Origin of the sequence: Gordonia asplenii, from assembly GCF_012933505.1 — a bacterium.
GTDB lineage: Bacteria > Actinomycetota > Actinomycetes > Mycobacteriales > Mycobacteriaceae > Gordonia > Gordonia asplenii.
Genome location: NZ_JABBNB010000019.1, coordinates 92,590 through 113,375 on the forward strand (window position 1 = coordinate 92,590; position 20,786 = coordinate 113,375).

Annotated in this window: 19 protein-coding genes; 14 read left to right on the forward strand and 5 right to left on the reverse strand. The window is 63.6% G+C overall.

Annotation, left to right across the window (positions count from 1 at the left end; translation table 11 throughout):
* Position 1: 1 nt before the first annotated feature.
* From HH308_RS17805 to HH308_RS17815, 3 genes are all read right to left on the reverse strand, one after another.
* Positions 2 to 196, reverse strand: a complete 195-nt coding sequence (locus tag HH308_RS17805; RefSeq protein WP_170195571.1) for a hypothetical protein — start codon at positions 194 to 196, stop codon at positions 2 to 4.
* Positions 197 to 200: 4 nt separating this feature from the next.
* Entirely contained in the window at positions 201 to 1,469 is a 1,269-nt protein-coding gene (locus tag HH308_RS17810) for a low temperature requirement protein A (protein WP_170195572.1), read from the reverse strand.
* A 64-nt stretch (positions 1,470 to 1,533) separates the two neighbouring features.
* Entirely contained in the window at positions 1,534 to 2,988 is a 1,455-nt protein-coding gene (locus HH308_RS17815) for an aldehyde dehydrogenase family protein (protein WP_170195573.1), read from the reverse strand.
* Between the two features lie 281 nt (positions 2,989 to 3,269).
* Here HH308_RS17815 and HH308_RS17820 point away from each other — a divergent pair, with 281 nt between their 5' ends.
* Entirely contained in the window at positions 3,270 to 4,208 is a 939-nt protein-coding gene (locus HH308_RS17820) for a LysR family transcriptional regulator (protein WP_170195574.1), read from the forward strand.
* Between the two features lie 424 nt (positions 4,209 to 4,632).
* On the opposite strand, the gene HH308_RS17825 is transcribed toward HH308_RS17820, so the two are convergent.
* Positions 4,633 to 4,845 (reverse strand): hypothetical protein, encoded by a 213-nt coding sequence (locus HH308_RS17825; protein ID WP_170195575.1) that lies wholly within the window; start codon positions 4,843 to 4,845, stop codon positions 4,633 to 4,635.
* A 193-nt stretch (positions 4,846 to 5,038) separates the two neighbouring features.
* Here HH308_RS17825 and HH308_RS17830 point away from each other — a divergent pair, with 193 nt between their 5' ends.
* The 7 genes from HH308_RS17830 (at position 5,039) to HH308_RS17865 (ending at position 13,179) form a co-directional block, all read left to right on the forward strand.
* Positions 5,039 to 6,163, forward strand: coding sequence for a CaiB/BaiF CoA transferase family protein (locus HH308_RS17830; protein WP_211188586.1), 1,125 nt, complete (start codon positions 5,039 to 5,041; stop codon positions 6,161 to 6,163).
* Between the two features lie 698 nt (positions 6,164 to 6,861).
* Positions 6,862 to 7,335 carry a cupin domain-containing protein gene (locus HH308_RS17840; RefSeq protein ID WP_170195577.1) on the forward strand — a complete coding sequence of 158 codons (474 nt, stop codon included), beginning with the start codon at positions 6,862 to 6,864 and terminating at the stop codon, positions 7,333 to 7,335.
* 50 nt (positions 7,336 to 7,385) lie between these two features.
* Positions 7,386 to 8,219, forward strand: a complete 834-nt coding sequence (locus tag HH308_RS17845) for an SDR family NAD(P)-dependent oxidoreductase (protein ID WP_170195578.1) — start codon at positions 7,386 to 7,388, stop codon at positions 8,217 to 8,219.
* Between the two features lie 57 nt (positions 8,220 to 8,276).
* The gene (locus HH308_RS17850; RefSeq protein WP_170195579.1) at positions 8,277 to 9,176 is read left to right on the forward strand and encodes an alpha/beta hydrolase; all 900 of its coding nucleotides are present in this window, start codon (positions 8,277 to 8,279) and stop codon (positions 9,174 to 9,176) included.
* Between the two features lie 284 nt (positions 9,177 to 9,460).
* Positions 9,461 to 10,924, forward strand: a complete 1,464-nt coding sequence (locus HH308_RS17855) for an aldehyde dehydrogenase (protein WP_170195580.1) — start codon at positions 9,461 to 9,463, stop codon at positions 10,922 to 10,924.
* Between the two features lie 48 nt (positions 10,925 to 10,972).
* Entirely contained in the window at positions 10,973 to 11,740 is a 768-nt protein-coding gene (locus HH308_RS17860) for an N-acyl homoserine lactonase family protein (protein ID WP_170195581.1), read from the forward strand.
* Positions 11,737 to 13,179: an MmgE/PrpD family protein gene (locus HH308_RS17865; RefSeq protein WP_170195582.1), complete on the forward strand. Its 1,443-nt coding sequence runs from the start codon at positions 11,737 to 11,739 to the stop codon at positions 13,177 to 13,179. Before HH308_RS17860 ends, HH308_RS17865 begins: the two co-directional genes overlap by 4 nt.
* Positions 13,180 to 13,497: 318 nt before the next feature.
* On the opposite strand, the gene HH308_RS17870 is transcribed toward HH308_RS17865, so the two are convergent.
* Positions 13,498 to 14,487, reverse strand: coding sequence for a LysR family transcriptional regulator (locus HH308_RS17870; RefSeq protein ID WP_170195583.1), 990 nt, complete (start codon positions 14,485 to 14,487; stop codon positions 13,498 to 13,500).
* Positions 14,488 to 14,775: 288 nt separating this feature from the next.
* Here HH308_RS17870 and HH308_RS17875 point away from each other — a divergent pair, with 288 nt between their 5' ends.
* From HH308_RS17875 to HH308_RS17900, 6 genes are all read left to right on the forward strand, one after another.
* Positions 14,776 to 15,930: an acyl-CoA dehydrogenase family protein gene (locus tag HH308_RS17875; RefSeq protein ID WP_211188577.1), complete on the forward strand. Its 1,155-nt coding sequence runs from the start codon at positions 14,776 to 14,778 to the stop codon at positions 15,928 to 15,930.
* Between the two features lie 31 nt (positions 15,931 to 15,961).
* On the forward strand, positions 15,962 to 16,480 hold the full coding sequence (locus tag HH308_RS17880) for a MaoC/PaaZ C-terminal domain-containing protein (RefSeq protein ID WP_170195584.1): 519 nt from the start codon (positions 15,962 to 15,964) through the stop codon (positions 16,478 to 16,480).
* Between the two features lie 7 nt (positions 16,481 to 16,487).
* The gene (locus tag HH308_RS17885; RefSeq protein ID WP_170195585.1) at positions 16,488 to 17,687 is read left to right on the forward strand and encodes a CaiB/BaiF CoA transferase family protein; all 1,200 of its coding nucleotides are present in this window, start codon (positions 16,488 to 16,490) and stop codon (positions 17,685 to 17,687) included.
* Positions 17,688 to 17,727: 40 nt separating this feature from the next.
* A complete protein-coding gene (locus tag HH308_RS17890; RefSeq protein ID WP_170195586.1) occupies positions 17,728 to 18,873 on the forward strand; it encodes a CaiB/BaiF CoA transferase family protein in 1,146 nt (381 codons plus the stop codon).
* 78 nt (positions 18,874 to 18,951) lie between these two features.
* A complete protein-coding gene (locus HH308_RS17895; RefSeq protein ID WP_170195587.1) occupies positions 18,952 to 20,310 on the forward strand; it encodes an acyclic terpene utilization AtuA family protein in 1,359 nt (452 codons plus the stop codon).
* 6 nt (positions 20,311 to 20,316) lie between these two features.
* The gene (locus HH308_RS17900) at positions 20,317 to 20,658 is read left to right on the forward strand and encodes an AtuA-related protein (protein ID WP_170195588.1); all 342 of its coding nucleotides are present in this window, start codon (positions 20,317 to 20,319) and stop codon (positions 20,656 to 20,658) included.
* Positions 20,659 to 20,786: the final 128 nt, after the last annotated feature.

Genomic DNA, 20,786 nt, shown 5'->3' on the forward strand with positions numbered 1-20,786 from the left:
ACTACCTGCCCGGTGCCATGGTGATGATCTTGCCGTCCGATGCCACCGTATGGGTGTTGACATAGGTGGCCCGATCGCGGCGTAGGTTGCCGGCGGGCAGTACCCAGAAGCGTTGCAGGATGCACTGCGCCCGGACTGTCCAACATTCTTGACACTCGCTACGCCGCGGGACGTCGTAACCGAGTCCCGCAACCAATGCCTCAGTGTGCGCGATCGAGCGCCGCATCGAGTTGCGCCGCCAGTGTCCGCCACTCCCACAATTCGTAGGAGAAGACCACCGACAGTGGAGACGCAAGCACGACGAGAACGCACGCCCACAGCGGAAGATCGAAGTAGCCCATCGCCATGGCGCACAGTGGCGCGGCGAATGCGACGACATGGCCGATATCGCGCGGCACGGCTCCGACCAGCCAGGCGTGCAGGACGAAGATCGCGACGAGGAAGATCAGCACGGGCACCGCCACGGTGGTCACCGCGGTGAAGGTGCTCACGTGAAACTCATGGTCGAAGACGTAGCCGAGTACATGCACGCCTGCGCCGACCGCGGTAATGGAGGCGTAGACGATGGCATGGCCGTACGCCCACGGAAGTACTTTGTCGCGGCGCACCGCCAAGATCGGCGCTGACGGGAGGAGAAAGTACGCCCACCAGAGCGAGAACGACACCAACGCGCCCGCGCCCACGATCACGACGGTCGACAACGACCAGCCCTGGGCCGACGAGATCTCCTGTGCCGAGGCGAGTGTTCCGGTGATGGTCTCACCGATCGCGATGATCGCCAGCAGACTGTAGCGCTCCGCGATGTGGTGCGGATGCCATGGAGACCCGATCCCGCGCCGTCGACTCCGCACTTCGGTGATCGCGGGTCCGCTCAGATCGATCAGCCACAGGACACACAGTATCGGCAGGGCGGTATGCAAGGAGATCGGCGCGATGATGAAGACCACCCAGCCGACTTGCGCGACACTGACGCTCACGATGTTGCCCAGTGCCAGTCCGCGGTAGCGCGGGTCGTCGACCAGCACCCGACACCACTGTGCGACGACCGCGACGCGCATGATCACGTAGCCGACGACCATGACCTCGCCGACGAGTTCACCGCCGTCCTCGATCGACGTGAATAGTGCGGGGATGCCGATGGCTACGATGATCACGCCGAGCATCTGGACCAGGGTCAACACGCGGAACAACCAGTCGTCGTTGTCGAAAGCCGACGCGAACCACGAATAGCCGGTCCATGCCCACACGATCGCCAGTAGTGAGATGGCGAAGGCTATGGTGGCCGGGACGACGTGACCAGCCGCGACGCCGTGCGCGAACTGTGCGGCGGCGACCCCGAAAGCAGTCACGAAGGTGAGATCGAAGAAGAGCTCGAGGGTGGTCGCGGCGCGATGCCCTTCGTCGATGTCCCGCCCCGTCATCCTGCGGAGTCCGTGTCGGTAGAACTGCTGGCCTGGGGTGAGTATCACTCTGGTAAATCTACTTGCCGAGCCGATCGGTGGGACGTACGTCGAGGCGTGTTTTGCGGAGACTTCACAGCGGCCATTGCACGTGTTTGACTTCGAAGAACTCGCGCAGCCCCTCTTCGCCGCCCTCGCGGCCGATGCCGCTGTAGCCGGGGCCGCCCCACGGCGCGTCGGGTCGCATCGGGCCGCCGCCGTTGACCGCCACGGTTCCCGATCTGATCTTCCGGGCGACGTCGATCGCGTCGGGGGTCGGACCCCACACCGTGGCGTTCAGGGCGTATCGGCTGTCGTTCGCGAGGGCGATTGCCTCGTTTACGTCGTCGTAGCCGATCACCATCCCCACCGGAGCGAACAACTCCTCCTGCGCGATCTCGGCCGAGTTCGGCAGGCCGGTCACGATAGTCGCGTCGAGATAGAAGCCGTCCGAGTCAAGGCGCTTGCCGCCCAACGGAATTGCACCACCCGCCGCGACTGCCCGCTGCAGATAGCCCTCGACGCGATCGCGATGTTCGGCGGTGATCAGCGGGCCGATCGCGGTGGACGCGTCGAACGGATCACCGACCGGCAGCGTCGCGAGGAACTCCGCGGATGCCGCGACGTAGTCGTCGACCAATGCATGCGGAACGAACGTGCGGGTCGTCGCGCCGCAAGCCTGGCCGCTGTTGCGGGTGAACCGCAGCGACGACGCCGGAACCGCGCAGGACAGATGCGTCCCCGGCAGCACGATGTTGGGCGACTTGCCGCCGAGCTCCAACACCACCTTCTTCAACGTCGGCGCGGCCAACTGCTGGATCACGGTGCCGACCGCGGGGGAGCCGGTGAAACTCACCATGTCCACTTCGGGTGCGCTGACCACCTGTTCGGTGACCGATGGCGGACCGAATACCAGATTGACTGCTCCCGCCGGGAAGCCCGCTTCGTCGATGAGCTCGACGAATTTCGTGGTGATCAGTATCGACTTCGGCGAGGTGAGCAGCACGCACGAGCATCCGGCCGCGAGCGCCCCACCGAGCTTGAACGCAGCCATCAGGGTCGGCACGTTGTAGGCCAGGATCGCGGCGACCACGCCGATCGGCTCGCGCAGCAACATGCCGCTCGTCGGAACCGTGCCCGGATAGATCGTCATGGGTTGCTCGTAGCCGTCCCGCGGCCCGCGTTCGGCAGCATCGGCGAACCAGCGGAAGAACGAGACCGGCAGGTCTACGTGCTGTGGTCCGCCGGTCGACAGCGGTGTGCCGAGTTCGTGCGCGGCGAGCTCGGCGATCTCCGAGCGGTCACGTTCCAGTAGGTCGGCCAGCCGGTGTAGCAGGCGTCGACGTTGTGCGCCATCGGTGCGGCTCCACTCTCCGCCGTCGAATGCGCGGCGCGCGGCCGACAGTGCGGCTTGGATCTGGTGTGTCGCGGCGGCGTTGGACTGCGCGATCACACCGCCGGTCGACGGACTGACCGTGCTGATCGACGATCCCTCTCCGTCGGCCCAGGTGCCGTCGAGATACAGTCGTGCGGAGCTCAGTGCTGCCATGGCGATCTTCTCCAGATATTGGTGAGCAAATGAAATCTATTGATCTGCAATATGATTGGGCTGGCATCGAAGGATTTCGGGTGATGCCGCACCGACTCTGACGCTAGTAGCGAGCAAGCGCGCGACCTAACGAAAATCGGTCAACCGCGGGTTTCCCAGAAGTGAAGTGCCGATGATCGGCTCCGCAGGTATTTGGCGACGTCGGCATTCGGGGCTCCGATAGGGTTGGGGCGGTGAACGGTCGGATCGCGAGCGTCGGCCGACAGTGTGAGGAGAGGGCGATGGCGACATTCAACAGGATGCATCTGATCCGTCAGGTGGACCTGTTTACCCTGCAACTGTTCCTTTCCGCGATCGAGGAGCGTCAGATCGGCTTGGCTGCGATTCGTGAGAACATCGCGGCGTCGACGGCGACCAAACGCATCCAGGTGCTGGAGGACATCGCGGGTGTCGAGTTGCTTGAGCGCACACCACGAGGCGTCGCGCCCACGGCCGCGGGAGCGGTACTGGAACGTCACGTTCGCGACATCTTCGGCAGCATCGATGAGATGCGTTCCGAAGTCGCGGCGCTCACCGAAGGTGTGCAAGGGGAGTTCTCGATCGCATCGGCGCGCACCATCATCGTGCCGTTCCTCGGCCGCGAACTGCGGGTCTACTCCAAAGAGTTTCCGCTCGTCGACATCGCCGTCACCGAGACCGAGAACTCCGACATCATCAGCCTTGTGTCCCGTGGTGAAGCCGACCTCGGAGTGTTCGCGGCCGCCTACGATCTCGATCTCAGCGGCGTAGACGTCGTGCCCTATCGCGAGGATCGTTTGGTTGCCGTTGTGCCGCAAGCACATTCGCTCAGCGGTGAATCACAGGTCACCTTCGCTGATCTGGCGACCGAGCGCATCCTCGCGCCGCGCGCCCTGATGGGTGCGTTGCATGCGGCGGCCAGACGGCTCGGCAAAGACTTCGCGTCGCACCACAACGTGCGCAGCGCTGAAGTCGCGATCTCGCTCGTCGACTCGGGGCTCGGCGTGTCAGTGGTACCGGAATGCATGCTCGACTTCGAAGTGATGTCGCGGGTGGCCGTCCTCGAACTAGACGAGCCGTGGGCGGTGCGGCGCATTCATCTGGCTACCCCGACGGGCCGCGCCCAGAGCCCGGCGACGCAGGCGTTCATCGCGCAATTGCTGGCTCGACCCGACGAGGAGGACGGCCCCACCGCTGGTTGAGCGGGGTTTCGTCGACCAGCGCCTCAACCGCCGGTTGAGCCGTGAGGAGCGCTAGCGACGAGCGTGTCGAAACCATGGTGACACAACAGATTTCGCGCGCCGGGCCGACCCCTTGTCTCGTTGGACTCTCGGCGGGAGTTGCGTGGTTTCGACTCGCTGCGCTCGCTCAACCAGCGGGGAATGGCGGCCCACCGGTGGTTTCGACTCGCTGCGCTCGCTCAAACCAGCGGGGAATGGCGGGCCGACGGCGACTTTGACTCGCTCAACCAGCGGGGAATGGCGGCCCACCGGTGGTTTCGACTCGCTGCGCTCGCTCAACCTGCGGAGAATGGCGGTCCAGCGGGGAAACAGCCGCCACCGGCAGCTTCGACTCACTTAACCAGCCGGGGGGACCGCCAACTCGAGGATTCTGGTGTAGACCGGATCAGTCCTGATCGGCGACCGACAACAGCGCCGCCGACCTCGCACGGGCCGAGTGGCACAGCGCGACCGCGCGGGGGTGCTCCAACCGGTCGGTCGTCGCCAGGTACTCGTGAAGCTGAGCCTTGGCGGCATACCAGGCGGAGATCGTGGCAGGGTGGGCGTCGGACGCCGGGCGTGCCAGGGAGAGCCGGGTCATTTCTGCGAGTACGTTCATCGTCTTGCCTCGGACCGTCGTCGTATTGGTGTCTAAAATATATTATCTATGATGGGTGCGGTGTCAATTGCGTTCTCGGCAAGCGTCGCTTAGCGAACTTTCAACAGACGTGACGACGTGGATTCGCTAGCGTTCGAGTGATCAGAACCTCTAGAGGAGGCAGCACGTGAATGTGTCAGGACCGCTGGTCGGAATGCGGGTCATCGAACTCGGCGGTGTGGGGCCGATCCCGTTCACCTGTCAGCTGTTGGCAGATCTCGGCGCAGACATCATCCGGATCGATCGTCCACCGGGCTACGACGGCGGCGCTCCGATAGAGGCCCGCTACAACATCACCAATCGTGGACGACGAAGCGCCGCCTTCGATTTGAAGAATCCCGCGGCCGTCGAGGCAATTCTGGACCTCGTTCGGGACGCCGACGTGTTGGTGGAAGGATTCCGGCCCGGCGTCACCGAACGTCTCGGACTCGGACCCGATCGGTGTCTCGAGGTCAACCCGCGGCTCGTCTACGGACGAATGACGGGCTGGGGGCAGAGCGGTCCGATGTCGAACGCGCCGGGCCACGACATCAACTACATCGCGCTCACCGGTGTGCTACACGCGATCGGCAGCACCGACGGTCCGCCGGTGCCACCGCTCAATCTCGCCGGCGATCTCGGCGGCGGTTCGCTGTACCTCGCCTTCGGCATCGTGGCAGCGCTTCTGGAACGGCACACCTCGGGAGAGGGACAGGTGATCGACGCCGCCATGGTCGATGGATCGGCGTCACTGATGACGCTGTATTACGGGTTTCACGCGGCAGGCTACTGGAAAGACCGTCGCGCATCGAACCGCCTCGACTCCGGCGCTCCGTTCTACAACACCTACGAGACCGCCGACGGGCGTTGGCTTGCCATCGGATCGAACGAGACTCGCTTCTGGCGCAACACGTTGCGGCTGCTCGGCATCGACGAGGCGGACATGCCCGATCAGCACGACCGATCACAGTGGCCCGCCATGCACGAGCGTCTGGCGGCAGCTGTGCGGACCAAGACCAGGGATGAGTGGTGTGCGCTGGCCGACGGCGAGGAAGTCTGTTTCGCGCCGGTGATGTCGCTGGCCGAAGCACCCGATCACCCGCACCTCAAGGCGCGCGGGACCTTCCTGAGCGTCGACGGTGTGGTTCAACCCGCGCCGGCGCCACGGTTCAGCCGAACCCCGGGTGCCATCGCGCGTCCGCCCGCGGAACCGGGCGAGCACACCGATGAGGTATTGGCCGACTGGGGCTTTTCGGCGGAACGACTGGCCGATCTGCGCGCACACGGGGCGATTTCGTGACGGACGGCGCTGCGGCCAGACTCTTCGCGTGGTGAGCTGCCGAGATCGAATCGCTATGAATCCGCGGCGCGCGCATCTAGGACTGGTCGCGCCGAATAGCGCTGGTGTCCAACAACTTAGACATCGGCAACCCTTGCGGCCACGGACAATCGAGTCATCGAATCCCGGCTGACCACAGAGACGCAGATGACGGGCACGCACAACCTCGACCAGAAGATCCAGTGGGTCGTCGACGTCGAGGAGATCAGGATGCTGATGGCGAAATAGTGCCATGGCATCGACAAGAAGGAGGAGTTCGCGAGCTTCGTATCGATCAGTCCGATTTTCAAGGACAATATTCGGGGTTGATCGTTACGAATATCGACACAACCGTGTAGGGCCAGAGGTGGGCTGTGTCGGGTATCTGCAAATTCGGTGAATATCAATAGCTGCGCTCTGCTGACCCATCCTGCCCATTTGGGATCGAAACAATCTGTGTTGGCGAACGATTTTTCGTCGCCTCGTCTCACCTTTGTCGGGTGATTGGCAGGCGAACGCCAGCCTTGGCAGCTTCGTTCGTAAGTCTATTCTCCGCCCGAGAAGGCGATTTGCGCCGTCGAAACCGGCGGTTCGAAATTTTTCAATTGCCTCTCTCACCTGCGTAGGTCAACCTTGACGGAACGTGACAACTGTCACATTGCCTAAGCAGGAGGAAATCGATGAAGCACGAGGCGCGCCGGGTAGTCACTGGTCATGACGAACAGGGGCAGTCGGTTGTGCTGTCCGACGCCGTCGTCGAGGCGTTCGAGGCGGCGCCGGCGTTCGCGAACAGGATCTGGTCGACCGACAGCTTCCCAACCGACAATGCTGACCAGCGCGACGGCGCGGTGGTGATCGAGACGCTGCCGTCGAACGACGGCAGCGCGTTCTACGTCGTCGATTGGGCCCCCAACAGCGAGTTTCCGGAGCATCGCACTCTTACCGTCGACTACGGCGTCGTGTTGAGCGGAGTCCTCGAAGTGGTTCTCGACAGCGGTCAGTCCACGCGGCTGTATCCCGGCGACACGATCGTTCAACGCGGCGCGGCCCATACATGGGTCAACCCCACCGACGAATGGACCCGGACCGCGTTCGTCATGGTCGGCAGCAAACCTCTGCTCGTCAACGGCGAGGAAGTTCAGCCGACGATGTAACTCGGTTGACCCGCAACGAATTGCTCATCTCAAGATAAGGATCGCAAGAAATGGCCAGTCGACTTCTCGACGGCAAAGTTGCCGTCATTACCGGTGCGGCGAGTGGAATGGGATTGGCGACTGCGGAGACATTCGTTGCGAATGGTGCACGAGTCGTCCTCTCCGACGTTCAAGAGGACGCTGGAGTGGCTGCCGCCGAACGCCTAGGCGAGCGCGCGCGCTTCCAGAAAACCGATGTGACCGACGACGCGCAAATCGATGCACTAGTCCGCTACGCGGTGGACGAGTTCGGCGCACTTGACGTGATGTACAGCAATGCCGGTGCAGCGGGCGATCTATCGCCGATCATCGATATCAGCCGAGAGGGTCTTGACCGGACCCTCGCACTCAATCTGACCGCCCACGCCAGCGCCCATAAGCATGCGACCAGGCAGTTTCAGCGGCAGGGCACCGCCGGCTCGATTATCACGACGGCGAGTATCGCCGCCTTACAAGCGGGCTGGAACGGCGCCGCGTACTCGATCGCCAAGGCCGGCGTCATGGCCTTGGTGCGGCAGACGGCCCTGGAAAACAAGGGCACCGGAACTCGATCGAATGCGATTCTGCCGGGCGGGGTGATGACTCCGATGATTCCGCAGATGTTCGGAATCGCCGAAGCCGACGCGCAGCGATTCCTCGATCGAGCTGGCGAGGCGATTGCGGGTGAGACGCTCATCGGACGGACCGGTTATGCCTCCGACATCGCCAACGTGGCGCTATTTCTCGCCAGTGATCTGTCCAGTTGGGTGACCGGCATCGGCATCACCGTCGACGGTGGGGCGATGGCATTCACGAAGGACGCGACCGTCGAGCTGATCACGCAGGTCGCCGGCGAATTCAGTTGACCCCGCCCGGCATGTCGCGGGCACTGTCACAGTTTCACAAATCTAAGGAGAATTGCCATGACCACCACATACGACGACGCTCTGAAGGCACTCTATATCGAGTGGTCCAGCAGAATGGCCGCGGATCCGACGATGTCTATCCAGACCATGCGCGATATGCAAGAAGCATGGAGCACTGCCGCGACCGAACCGGAAGGGGCGAGTTATGCCGACGTCGACATCGACGGCCTCAAGGGCATCTGGTGCATCCCGCAGAACGCGGATCCGCAAGTCGCGATCCTCTACTTCCACGGGGGTGGAATGATCGTCGGGTCGGCGGCGTCTCATCGAAAACTTGCCGGCCACCTCGCTCGGGCGGTAGGTGCCCGGGTACTCGTCATCGACTATCGTCGCGCGCCGGAGAATCTCTTCCCCGCGCAACTGGACGACGGTGTCAAGGCGTACCAATGGTTGATCGACCAAGGTTATGCCCCCGGCAAGATCATCAGCGCGGGAGACTCCGCCGGCGGTACGTTGTCGCTCGGATTGGTCGTGAACCTGCGTCAGCTCGAGCTGCCGCTTCCGGGTGCGGTGTTGGCGCTGTCGCCCGGACTCGACTGGGAGGGCCTGTGGATGATCAATGAAGACACCGATCAGTTGGCGAAGAAGGCTGTCATTGTGATGATGGGCGGGATCGCATTCGGTGAGCGGAGCCGAACAGACGCGCTCACCAACCCGCTGTATGCGGACCTCGCAGTCTTTCCCCCCGTGTACGTGGCGGCCGGCGGTCACGAAAATCTGCTCGGCGCCGCACGTCAGTTCCTCGATCGGGCAACCGCCGCGGGCGTGGACGTGGTCCTCGACGTCGCCGACGAGCGCCAACACGTCTACCCGATCGCTGCGGGCAACGACCCGGAAGCCGACCGCACCCTTTCCGACTTCGCCGCGTGGGTGCGTCCGCGCGTCGGAATCGAATAGGCAGCCGCGACGCCAGGACGCGTCGGGGCACCGGCTGCGGCACGGCATCACCGGTATTGCGCGACAATTCACTACCGCAGTAGCAGCAAGCTACTGCGGTAGTTTTATGCGGTTTGCGGTTGAGCAGCCGATTCACACTCGGTGAATCGAGCTTGGCGATTCATCAATTGACCCCGCGCCCTACCCGGTAGAGAGTTGAATATGCGGCGTACGTCACAGTGGCCGATCAAATACATTGTGGCGCAAGTCATTTCAACCAAGCTTCGACGACGGGACACAATGCGGTGTGGCACGACAATTCTTCGCGGTTCTATATCGACGGACGGTGGCGCGACGCGGCCACCGCTGACACCTTCGAGGTGCGATCACCGTTCACCGAGGAACCGATCGCCCAGGTGGCGGCCGGCTCACGCGCCGACGTCGACGCCGCGGTCACCGCCGCCCGGCGGGCCTTCGACAGCGGGCCCTGGTCGCGTATGTCGTTGGATGACCGAGCGGTGGTGGTTCGCGCGTTCCGGGACCATCTCGCGGCGAACGCGGCCGCACTCGGCGAGGTGATCACCGCCGAGATGGGATGCCCGATCAGTCAGACGGTGCCGTCGCAGAGCGGTGCGGCAATCGCCCTCCTCGACACCAACCTCGAACTGGCGCAACAGTACCCGTGGAAATCGCTGCGCCGTTCGGCGCTGGGCACCGCGTTGGTCGTGCGACGGCCGATCGGCGTAGTCGCCGCCGTGGTGCCCTGGAACGCGCCGATCTCGGTGGCGATGCTGAAGCTGGCGCCCGCGCTGCTCGCCGGATGCAGCGTCGTGCTCAAGCCGTCACCCGAATCGCCGCTGAGCGCACACTATCTGGCGGCCGCCGCCGACGCCGCGGGACTTCCGCCCGGTGTGCTCAACATCGTGGTCGCCGACCGCGCCGAAAGCGAGTACCTCGTCACACATCCAGGGGTGGACAAAGTGTCGTTCACCGGATCAACGACCGCCGGGCAGCGGATAGCGACACTTTGCGGCAATGATATTCGCCGCTACACCCTCGAACTCGGCGGAAAGTCAGCGGCGATCATCCTCGACGACGCCGATTTGACCGCGGTCGTCGCATCGCTGCGTTCCCTGTCGTTCCGATACAACGGCCAAGCGTGCACCAACAAGACGCGAATTCTGGTGTCGCACAAGCGGCATGACGAGGTCGTCGATGCCCTCGCCGAGATGATCGCCGGACTGCGCTTGGGTGACCCGACCGACGCATCCACCGATATCGGGCCGCTGGTCAGCCCGCGTCAGCGTGACCGAGTCGAAGGCTACCTCGCGAAGGGCCGCGCGGAAGGTGCGCGCGTCGTCATCGGCGGCGGCCGGCCGGCCGCCTTCGAGCGCGGAATGTTCGTAGAGCCGACGCTGTTCGCCGGCGTCACCAACGACATGACCATCGCGCAAGAGGAGATCTTCGGTCCGGTAGTCGGCGTCATCGCCGTCGACGACGAAGCGCAGGCGATTGCCGTGGCCAACGACTCGGCGTACGGACTGTCCGGTGCGGTCTACAGCGCCGACTCCGAGCGGGCCTTGCGCGTCGCCGCACAACTCGAGACAGGCAGCGTCGAAATCAACGGCGCCAGTACAGGTTTCCACGCCGCGCTGGGCGGATTCAAACACAGCGGCGTCGGCCGCGAAGCCGGCTTGGAAGGCTTCGACGCGTTCGTCGAACTCACATCCTTCGGCCTACCCACCGACCTGGCCGACACCCTCGGCTGAACACCAGAGTCATTGCATTCCACGTCAATTCCACGCAAAGGACCGATCATGACCGCACGACGCCTGATTCCATTGGCCGGAGCATCCATCACCCTCGACAGCGGGCTCATCACGATGGGTACCCACGGGCCGCTCACGGTGCCGATCCCGACCTTTCTGATCGAACACGACCGGGGGCTGGTTCTGTTCGACACCGGATTGGTGCCCGACGCCTGGAACGATCCACGTTCGGTGTACGGCGATCTGGTGGATATCTTCTCGCTCGACTGTCCGCCGGAGAACACCTTGGAGAACCAGATCGTCGCAGCCGGATATCAACTCTCCGATGTCACGCACGTGGTCATCTCGCACTCGCACTTCGACCACACCGGCGGCATGTATCTGTTCCCGAACGCTGAGTTCTACATGTCCGAGGTCGACATCCGCTACGCGTTCTGGCCGGACCCGCCGTTCCGCGGTTTCTACCGTCCGGCTGATTTCGAGCCGACACGCGACTTCTCGTGGAATCCGCTGCGCGAAGACCTCGACTTGTTCGGCGACGGCAGCCTCGTGCTTTACCAGACGCCGGGACACACCCCAGGGGAGATCAGTCTTCTCGTCGGGCTCGAATCGCAGAAATTCCTCATCACCGGCGATACGGTGCACCTGCGATCCGGCGTCGCCTATGAATGCCCGTGCCCGGTCGACTACAACGGCCACCAGGCGATCGAATCGATCCAGCGGATCAAGCAGCTCGCGTCCAGTCAGCAGGCACGCATCTGGGTGCTGCACGATCCCGAGGACTGGGCCGAGCTCGGTTCGACGGTTCACTCATGACGTCGACCGTCGACACCACCGAGGGCTTGACCGAGCGCCTCGCGCGGCACATCGTCCGCGTCGCCGAAACACCGCCGTCACCGCACGACACCGAGGTCGTCCGACGACTTCTGCTCGACAATTTCATCGTGTCACTGTGGGGCATGACGCGGCCCGCTGCGACCGAAATCGCCGACTGGACAAAAAGATTCGCAGGCAGCGGAAGCTCACCGGTGCTGGGCCGCGACTGGCTGGTCGACCCGTCGATCGCGGCCCTCGTGCATGGCACCGCGGCGCACAGCTTCGAACTCGACGACACCCACAATTCGACGGCCTCCCACCCCGGTGCGGCGATCATTCCCGCCGCACTCGCGGTAGCCGCCGAGCCCGGGAGACCACTGACGCGAGACGAATGGATCGCTGCCATCATCGCCGGCTACGAAGCGATGGCGCTGGTGGGGGAGGCGGCTGGCGGGATGGCAGCGGTGCACCGGGGATTCCACCCGACGTCGCTGTTCGGTGCCTTTGGTGCGGCCGTGACGGCGTTGACGATTCGTGCGCTGCGTGCCGGTGTCGCACTGGACCCCGCACTGGTCGTGAAGACGTGGGGTCTGGCGCTGTCGCAACCCAGCGGATCGATGCAGTTCTCGGTCGAGCCCACCGGGGGCGAGGTCAAACGAGTCCATGCCGGACTCGGCTCCCATAACGGGGTACGGGCCGCCGACTTCGCCGCTCTGCCAGCGGTGACGGCACCGCGTCTGGCTCTCGAAGGAACCTACGGCGTGGCTGCGAGTTTCGGCGCCGCACCGCGAGATGCATTGAGTGACAAGCATTTACAGGACCGGCAGATATACGGCCTGAGTCTCAAGCCGTACGCGTGCTGCCGCCTGTTCCACTCGACCATCGACGCTCTGGCCATCGCCACCGACGGCTTCACCGTGGGGACCGCGGACCTGATCGACATCCTGGTCACCGGTCCGACCTTGATCGCCGAGCAGCATATGACGCCAGCGGAATCGTCGATGACGGCTCAGTACAGCTGCCCGTACGTGGTCAGTTCGACGCTGGCGTACGGTCCGACCGCCTACGATTCGTACACCGAGGAGTACCTGGACGATCCCACGATCCTCTCGATCGCCTCGAGAGTGCGTTTCGAGGTGGATGCGGAACTGGAACGCACACACTATCCAGAGCATTTCGCCACCGCCGTCCGGTTGACCTACGCCGATGGCACGGTCCGCGCCGCAGAAGTCGTCGACAGTGTGGGAACCGCGCAGAATCCGATGAGCGTCAACGACATTCGGGCGAAGGCGGACGGGCTCGCGCGGCACGGCCTGACCGGCGTCGCAGCGAGACTGACGTCGATTCTCTGGGACGACGCTGCCCAACAAGCCGAGTTGAGCACCGCGCTGCAGCGCGAGTCACTCACCCTCCTGGGGCCAAGTTCTCATCCCGGTTGAGCCGAGCCGAAGCCACCCACTCGCTGGTTGAGCCGGGCCGAAGCGCAAGCGCAGGCCCGTGTCGAAACCGCATTAGACGACCGTCCCACGCAGCCAAACTCATTGAGACAGTTGTGAACTCGCGTCGCGGTGATTTCGACTCGGCTATGTCGCCGATCCCGAGATCTTGGCTGAACTGCTCCCGCCGATACCGATGGGGCGCGTGTGACACCCCGAAGAGGTTGCGTAACTCGTCTTGTTCCTCGCCAGTGAAGAAGCGTCGTACATCACCGGGCAGGAATTGAAACATAGCCGGTGGCTACACCACGATCTGAGCGTTCACAACATCGACGTTTGCGCGATCAGAGTGTCCACGAACGCCTTCGCCGTCTGGCTGGTGGCCCGTGGGCCTCGGGTCACCACATTGATCTGACGGACCGCCCACGGCTCGTCGAGAGTGCGCACGAGCATCGACGAGTCGGCTGCCGCGGTGATCATCCGTTGCGGCACAACGGTTATGCCGAGGCCCGCGCGGACCATGCCCAACGCGACCTCGCCGGTTCGGACGACGTGGCGCAGGTTGGCCGGCCGGCCCAGTCGCTGGGCAACGTGCTCGAATGCCGACGCCATCGTCGCCGTGGCGATCAGCTCGTGATCGGCCAGGTCGCGGTAGGTGAGCGATTCTCGGTCGGCGAGCGGGTGACCGATCGGCAGCACAGCTACCAGTGGCTCGCTGGCCAGCAGCCGGGTGTCACCGTCGAGCGGCCCCGACGTGCCGACGCGGGCGAAGACCCCGACGTCGCATTCGCCTGCCGAGATGTGACGGATCACCTCGGCGTTGTCCATCTCCTGCAGCGATAGATCGACCAGCGGTCGTTCGGCGACGAACGCGCTGACTACCGGCGCGAGCAGATCGATGATGACCGAGTGTGCCGCGGCGACCACCAGCCGTCCTTCGACTTCTTCGCTGACCCTGGACAATTCCGCAACCAACGCATCCAATTCGGCGAGGATCGAGCGGGCATAGCGTTCGAGCACCGTGCCGGCCGCGGTGGCGACCACGCCGTCGCGGCCACGCTCCAGCAGACTCACGCCGACCAGGTCCTCGAGCGCCTGAATTCGCTTAGTCGCGGTCGACGGCGCGATGTATTCGCGTTCGGCCGCCAAGCCGATCTGGCGTTCCTCGATCGCCGAGACGAACAACCGCAGACTGAACGCGTCGATCTGGCGAATCATGTGCAGCCGGTTGAACGATCCCATGGTCAGTTCAGCATAGTCGACGCTATATGGCGGGGTATGCGACTCGAGTTCGTAGGGCAATCTGAACATATCGCCACCGCCGCACGATTGGCCGGCGAAGTGCTTGACGCGGTCGGGTGAGGTATGTGCTGGGCAGATCTCCCGCCTGCACGACGTGGCGCGATCGGAAGGCGGGCGAGCGCGGAGAACCGCGGCCATAGTCGCAAAAATAGCCTGTGACCTGCTGAAATGCCGATTCGATCAGCGTGAATCGAGGGTTGACGAATGACCACTTGGTTTGCCCCGCGAAGCGATTTACGTTGAATACATCGCCGGACGTGGCCCACGTCATACGCAGATTGAGAAAGCGAGAAACGCATGATCCCCAATTTCCTGAACGAAGACCAGCAGGCATGGCTCGACGTAGTCAATGATTTCATGGACAACGAAATCACCGTCGAATACGTGCGCCATTGCGACGAGAATCGGGAATACCCCTACGAGGCATACGAAAAGATCGCCAAGCAGGGGTGGCTGGGTATTCTGTTCCCCGAGGAGATGGGCGGATCCGGTGGCACCATCTTCGACTACTCGCTGATGGCCGAGGGATTGGGCAAATTCGGCTTCGACTTCGCCTGTTCGGTGCTGGTGCCGACCTTCACCGCGATGAATATCCTCAAGTTCGGCACCAAGGAACAGCAGGAGCGCTACGTCAAGCCGTTCATCGACGGTGACATCCGCTTCTCGGTGTCGATCTCCGAGCCCGACGCCGGGTCGGACGCCTTCAACACCAAGACCCGCGCACGCCGCGACGAGAACGGCGACTGGATCATCACCGGCTCCAAGCTGTGGTGCTCCGGCGCAGCGGCCGACAACACGGTGATCGCGATGCTGGTCCGCACCGATACCTCGGACAAGCACAATGGGCTGTCGGTGCTGCTGATTCCAAACGACACCCCCGGTCTGGTCATCAACAAGCTGCCGACTCTCTCGCGGCACGCGACCGGCACGACGGAGATCTTCCTGGACAACGTCAAGGTCCCGGCCGACGCCATCCTGGGCGAAGAAGGCCAGGGCCACAAGGTGATCACCGACCACCTCGAACTGGAGCGCTGCGCTGTCGCGTGCGCCTACACCGGCAACGCGCAGGAGGCCGTCGACAATGCGAACCGGTACGCGCATCAGCGCACCCAGTTCGGCAAGCCGATCCGCGAGTTCCAGGTCCTCAAGCACATGCTCGCCGAGAACCAGACCCGCGTCGACGCCGCCCGTCTGCTCTGCTACCGCGCCGCGGCCATCAAGGCCGAAGGCATCCCGGCCGCGCGGGAGACGTCGATGGCCAAGCTGTACGCGTCGGAGACGCTCAAGCAGTGCGCGTTGGATGGGATGCAGATCCTCGGCGGATACGCCAACCTGCCCGAAGGCGACATGGAGCGCTACCTGCGGGAAAGCATTCAGTGCACCATCGGTGGCGGCACCTCGCAGATCCAGCGCACCATCATCGCCAAGTCGATGCGTCTGACCAACGTCTAACCCCGATTACCGCAGCCCTAGGAGCAACACTATGACCACTTCGACGAACCTCACCATCGACAAAGACATCGACATGCCACTCGACGAGATCGAGGTCGGGCGGGTATTCCGCAGCGGCGGGCGCACCATTACCGAGACCGATGTCGTCAATTACTGCGCGCTGACCGGTAACTGGATCGAAATCCATTCCAACAAGCACTACGCCGAGCAGACGCGCTTCAAAGAGCGTCTCGTCCAGGGATCGTTGACCTATTCGGTCATGACCGGACTGATCACCTTCGGACCCTCGATCCAGGCCAACTACGGCATCAACAATCTTCGTTACCTCACTCCGGTGCACATCAACGACACCATCTATGTCACCGCAGAGGTCATCGCCAAGAAGGATAAGGACGAGAAGTTCGGAGTTATCACCCTGCTGATGAAGGCTCTCAATCAGGATGGCTATGTGTGCCAGAAGAGCGAATGGAGCCTGTTGATGCTGCGCAAGCGTGAAGACCTCGAGGCCCTTGTCGGCGCCTCGCTGCCGACCGAACGCCCGAAGGACTGAACAGACAATGAGTGGACCGCTCGACGGCGTTCGGATCCTCGACCTGACGTCGAATTTCATGGGACCGTACGCGGCGCTGTTGCTCGCCGACGCCGGTGCCGACGTCTGCAAAGTCGAGGCGCCGTCGGGCGACACCACTCGGGGCGTCGGGCCCCGACGTAACCCGGGAATGAGCGCGATCTTCCTGCACCTTAACCGGAACAAGCGCAGCATCGTCCTGGACCTCAAAGCCGACGCGGGCCGCGCCGCACTGCACCGGATGGTGCGCGACGCCGACGTCCTGATGTACAGCCTGCGGCCGGCGGCGATGGCGCGACTCGGGCTGTCCTACGCCGACGTCGCCGCGCTCAACCCACGGCTGATCTATTGCGGCGCTTTCGGTTTCGGGCAGAACGGACCCTACGCAGACCGCCCGGCGTACGACGACCTGATCCAGGCAGCGGTCGGGATGCCGGTGCTCCAGGCCCGTAAGTCCGGACCACCGGACTACGTGGCCACGGCCATCGCCGACCGCGTGGTCGGCATGGCCATGTCGAACGCTGTCACCATGGCCTTGTACCGACGCGAGAAGAGCGGGCGCGGACAGGAAGTCCAAGTACCGATGTTCGAGACGTTCGCCCACTTCGTCATGGGAGATCACCTGTACGGCAAGACTTTTGAGCCGCCACTGGGTGAGACTGGATATGCGCGGATGATGAACGCCGACCGCAGACCGTACGCGACGCGCGACGGCTACCTGGGCATCAACGTCTATACGGACCGACACTGGCAGCGGTTCTTCGAGGTCACCGGGCACCCGGAGATGAACGACGATCCACGATTCGCCGACATCCACGGCCGGACCGCGAACATCGGTGAGCTGTATGCCTACTTGGCCGAGGTTCTCGCGACGCGCTCGACCACCGAATGGGTCCAGATCCTCACCGAGGCGGACATTCCGGCGATCCCGATGAACACACCGGACTCGCTGATCGATGATCCCCATATGAAGGACGTCGGCTTCTTCATCGACGAGGACCATCCCAGCGAGGGACGCATCAGATCCCTCGGCATCGCCCAGACCTGGAGCGAGGATCAGCCGGAGATCCGCCATCCGGCGCCGCGGCTGGGTGAACACACCGTAGAACTGTTGCGGGAGTACAACTTCGACGCCGACGAGATCGCCGGCCTGATCGACTCCGGCGCCGCTCGCACCGCGGGCGATTGACCCACGCAGTACCGACATCCGAGCTGAATTGGAGACAGCGATGATCGCAGAGGGACCATTGAGCGGCATCACCGTCGTCGAACTGGGCGATAGCGCATCGGCGCCCTTCGCCGGAAAGATCCTCGCGGAATTGGGTGCTGAGGTCTGGAAGGTCGAACGGCCGAGCGGTGATTCGTCACGCGGCTGGGGACCCAGCGAATGGAAGGGCGACGGGGCGGCATTCCACGCCCTCAATCGCGGCAAACGATTCATCGGCGTCGACATCAAGGATCAGACGCAGCGCAACGAGTTGCAGCGGCTCATCGATCAAGCCGACGTGTTCATCCACAATCTTCGGCCGGGGTCGGCGGCGAACTACGAGCTCGACGCCGACAGCCTGCGGGCAACCAATCCCGAACTGATCTACTGCGAGCTCGGCGCCTTCGGACACGCCGGTCCGCTCAACACTCAGGGCGGTTACGACCCGCTGATGCAGGCGTTCTCCGGGATCATGAGCATCACCGGTGAGCACGGCCAACCACCGGTCCGGGCCGGGGTGTCGATCGTCGACTTCGGCGCCGGGATGTGGTCGGTCATCGGGATTCTCGCCGCACTGCATCGTCGCGACGTCAAGCACACCGGCTCGGCGGTGAACACGTCGCTGCTGGAAACCGCCATCGCCTGGATGTCGGTCGGTGTCGCAGGCTTCGGGGCGGACGGGAATGCGGGGGAGCGGCACGGTTCGGGCGTCGCTTTCATCGTTCCCCACCGTGCGTTCACCGTCGCCGACGGCGACCTGGTGGTGAGCTGCGCCAACGACTCCTTGTTCGCCAAGCTGTGCAAGGCACTCGATCATCCGGAGTGGGCCGTCGACGACAAATTCGCCACCAACGCGGGTCGGCTGCGCAATCGCGCGGAAATCGACGGCCTGATCGGCGCGGTGCTGGCCGACCACACACGCGCGCACTGGCAAGAACGACTCGCGGAGTTCGGCATTCCCATCGCGCCGATTCAGACGACCGACGAGATGGTGGGCCACGAGCAGACCCGCGCGCTGGGCATCATCAATCCTGCTGCCGACGACGAGTTGCCGATCGTCGGCTTGCCGATCTCGTTCGACGGAAAGCGGCCCGGCCCGTTGCACGCGGTGCGCCCAGTCGGTCACGACAACGACAGCCTGCGTGCCGCGGTCCGAACCAGACGTTGACGCCGAGCGCTCAGTTCAACGCGCGCAACAACATTCACACATATTGCAGCTTGCAGTTCTTCGGAAAGAGAGCACAGCATGAAGACGGTCCGTATCGGATCTGGTAGCGGGTTTTGGGGCGACAATCTCGACCCCGCGATCGAGATCGCCAAACACGGCGACGTTCAGTATCTGGCTTACGACTTCCTCGGTGAGCCGACCATCCCGACGTTGCAGAAGATGCAGCGTAAGGATCCCAGCCGGGGTTTCGTGCCGTCGATCCGTGCGGTGGTGCGCGGCGTCTTGCCGATCTGCTTGGACAAAGGCATCAAGATCCTGACCAATGCGGGTGCGGCGAACCCGTCGGCGTGTGCGGACAGCATCATCGCCGCCGCCAAGGAAGTCGGCATCACGAAGCTGAAGGTCGGTATCGTGACCACCAACGACGTCCAGCAGAAGGTCGAGGAGCTGCTCGATCGCGGAGTCGAATTCACCAACCTCGACAACGGCGACACCGATCTGGGTCGGGTCCGCGACCGGATCGTCGGCTCGTACGTGTACTCGGGGGCGTACGGCTACGTCGAAGCGTTGGAAGCGGGCTGCGACATCATCATCTCCGACCGCGCTACCGACGACGCCGCCATCCTCGCCCCACTGGTCTACGAATTCGGCTGGAAATGGGATGAGTGGGACAGTCTTGCCGTCGGCATCCTGGCCGGCCATCTGATCGAGTGCGGCGCCGCATGTAGCGGAGGAATCTCGAGCCTGTGGCGGGAGGTCCCCGAGCCGTGGAATATCGGCTACCCGATTGCTGAGGTACACGAGAACGGCGACCTGTTCATCACCAAGGTCGACGGCACCGGCGGCGTCGTCAACAAGGTGACATTGACCGAGCATCTGCTCTACGAGGTGCACGATCCCGGCAACTACCTGATGCCCGAGGTGATCACCGACTTCACCCACGTGGAGATGGACGAGGTCGCCAAGGATCGCGTAAAGGTGTGGGGCGCAAAGGGAAAGCCACGCCCGACCACCCTCAAGGCGGGAATCGCCTACATGGACGGATTCATCGGCGAAGCCGAGTCGTCGGTGACCTGGCCCGACGCGGTAGCCAAGGCGCAACGGTCCATCGAGATCATCGGCAAGCGGCTGGAGATGGTGCAGCTCGACGCCGAGGAACTGCGGTTCGACATGATCGGTGTCAACTCGTGTCACTGGTCGGCGGCGCCTGCGCCGGACCCCGACATCAACGAGGTGCGCGTGCGAGTCGCAGCCAAGTGCGCGACTCGTGCCGAGGCGGGCAAGGTCGCACGTGAGTGCGTGATGCTCATGGGTACCGGCCCGATCGGCTCGACCGGGCAACTCAACACCCCGCCGCCACGCGAAGTCTTCGCCTTGTGGCCCACGCTGATCGACCGCGAGGAGATCAGCCAGACCGTCGAGACCAGGGAGCTGTAACACATCATGAGCCGAATTCAGTTGAAAGACTTGGCCTTTGCCCGATCCGGCGACAAGGGTGACATCTGCAATATCGCGGTGATCGCGAAGGAGCCGCGCTTCTATCCGTTGATTCTCGAATATCTGACCGAGGACGCGGTCAAGGACTTCTTCGGCGACATGGTCAAGGGCGAGGTCAATCGCTACGAGGTGCGGACCTTGGACGCCATGAATTTCGTGTTGCGCAACGCACTCGGCGGCGGCGCCACCCGCAGCCTCCGCGCCGACTTCACCGGTAAGACCATGTGTCAGGCGCTGCTGCGGATCGAGTTCGACGTCGCAGAGAACGATCTGCAGTTGATGCACTGAGGCAATTCCCGTCGGGTTGGTCGACCCCTGTTGGTTTCGACTCGGCTACGCCTCGCTCAACCAGCGGGGGGAGCGTCACCAGCGCCCATTCCGCTGGTCGAGCGTGTCGAAACCACCGCGAGCAGAAT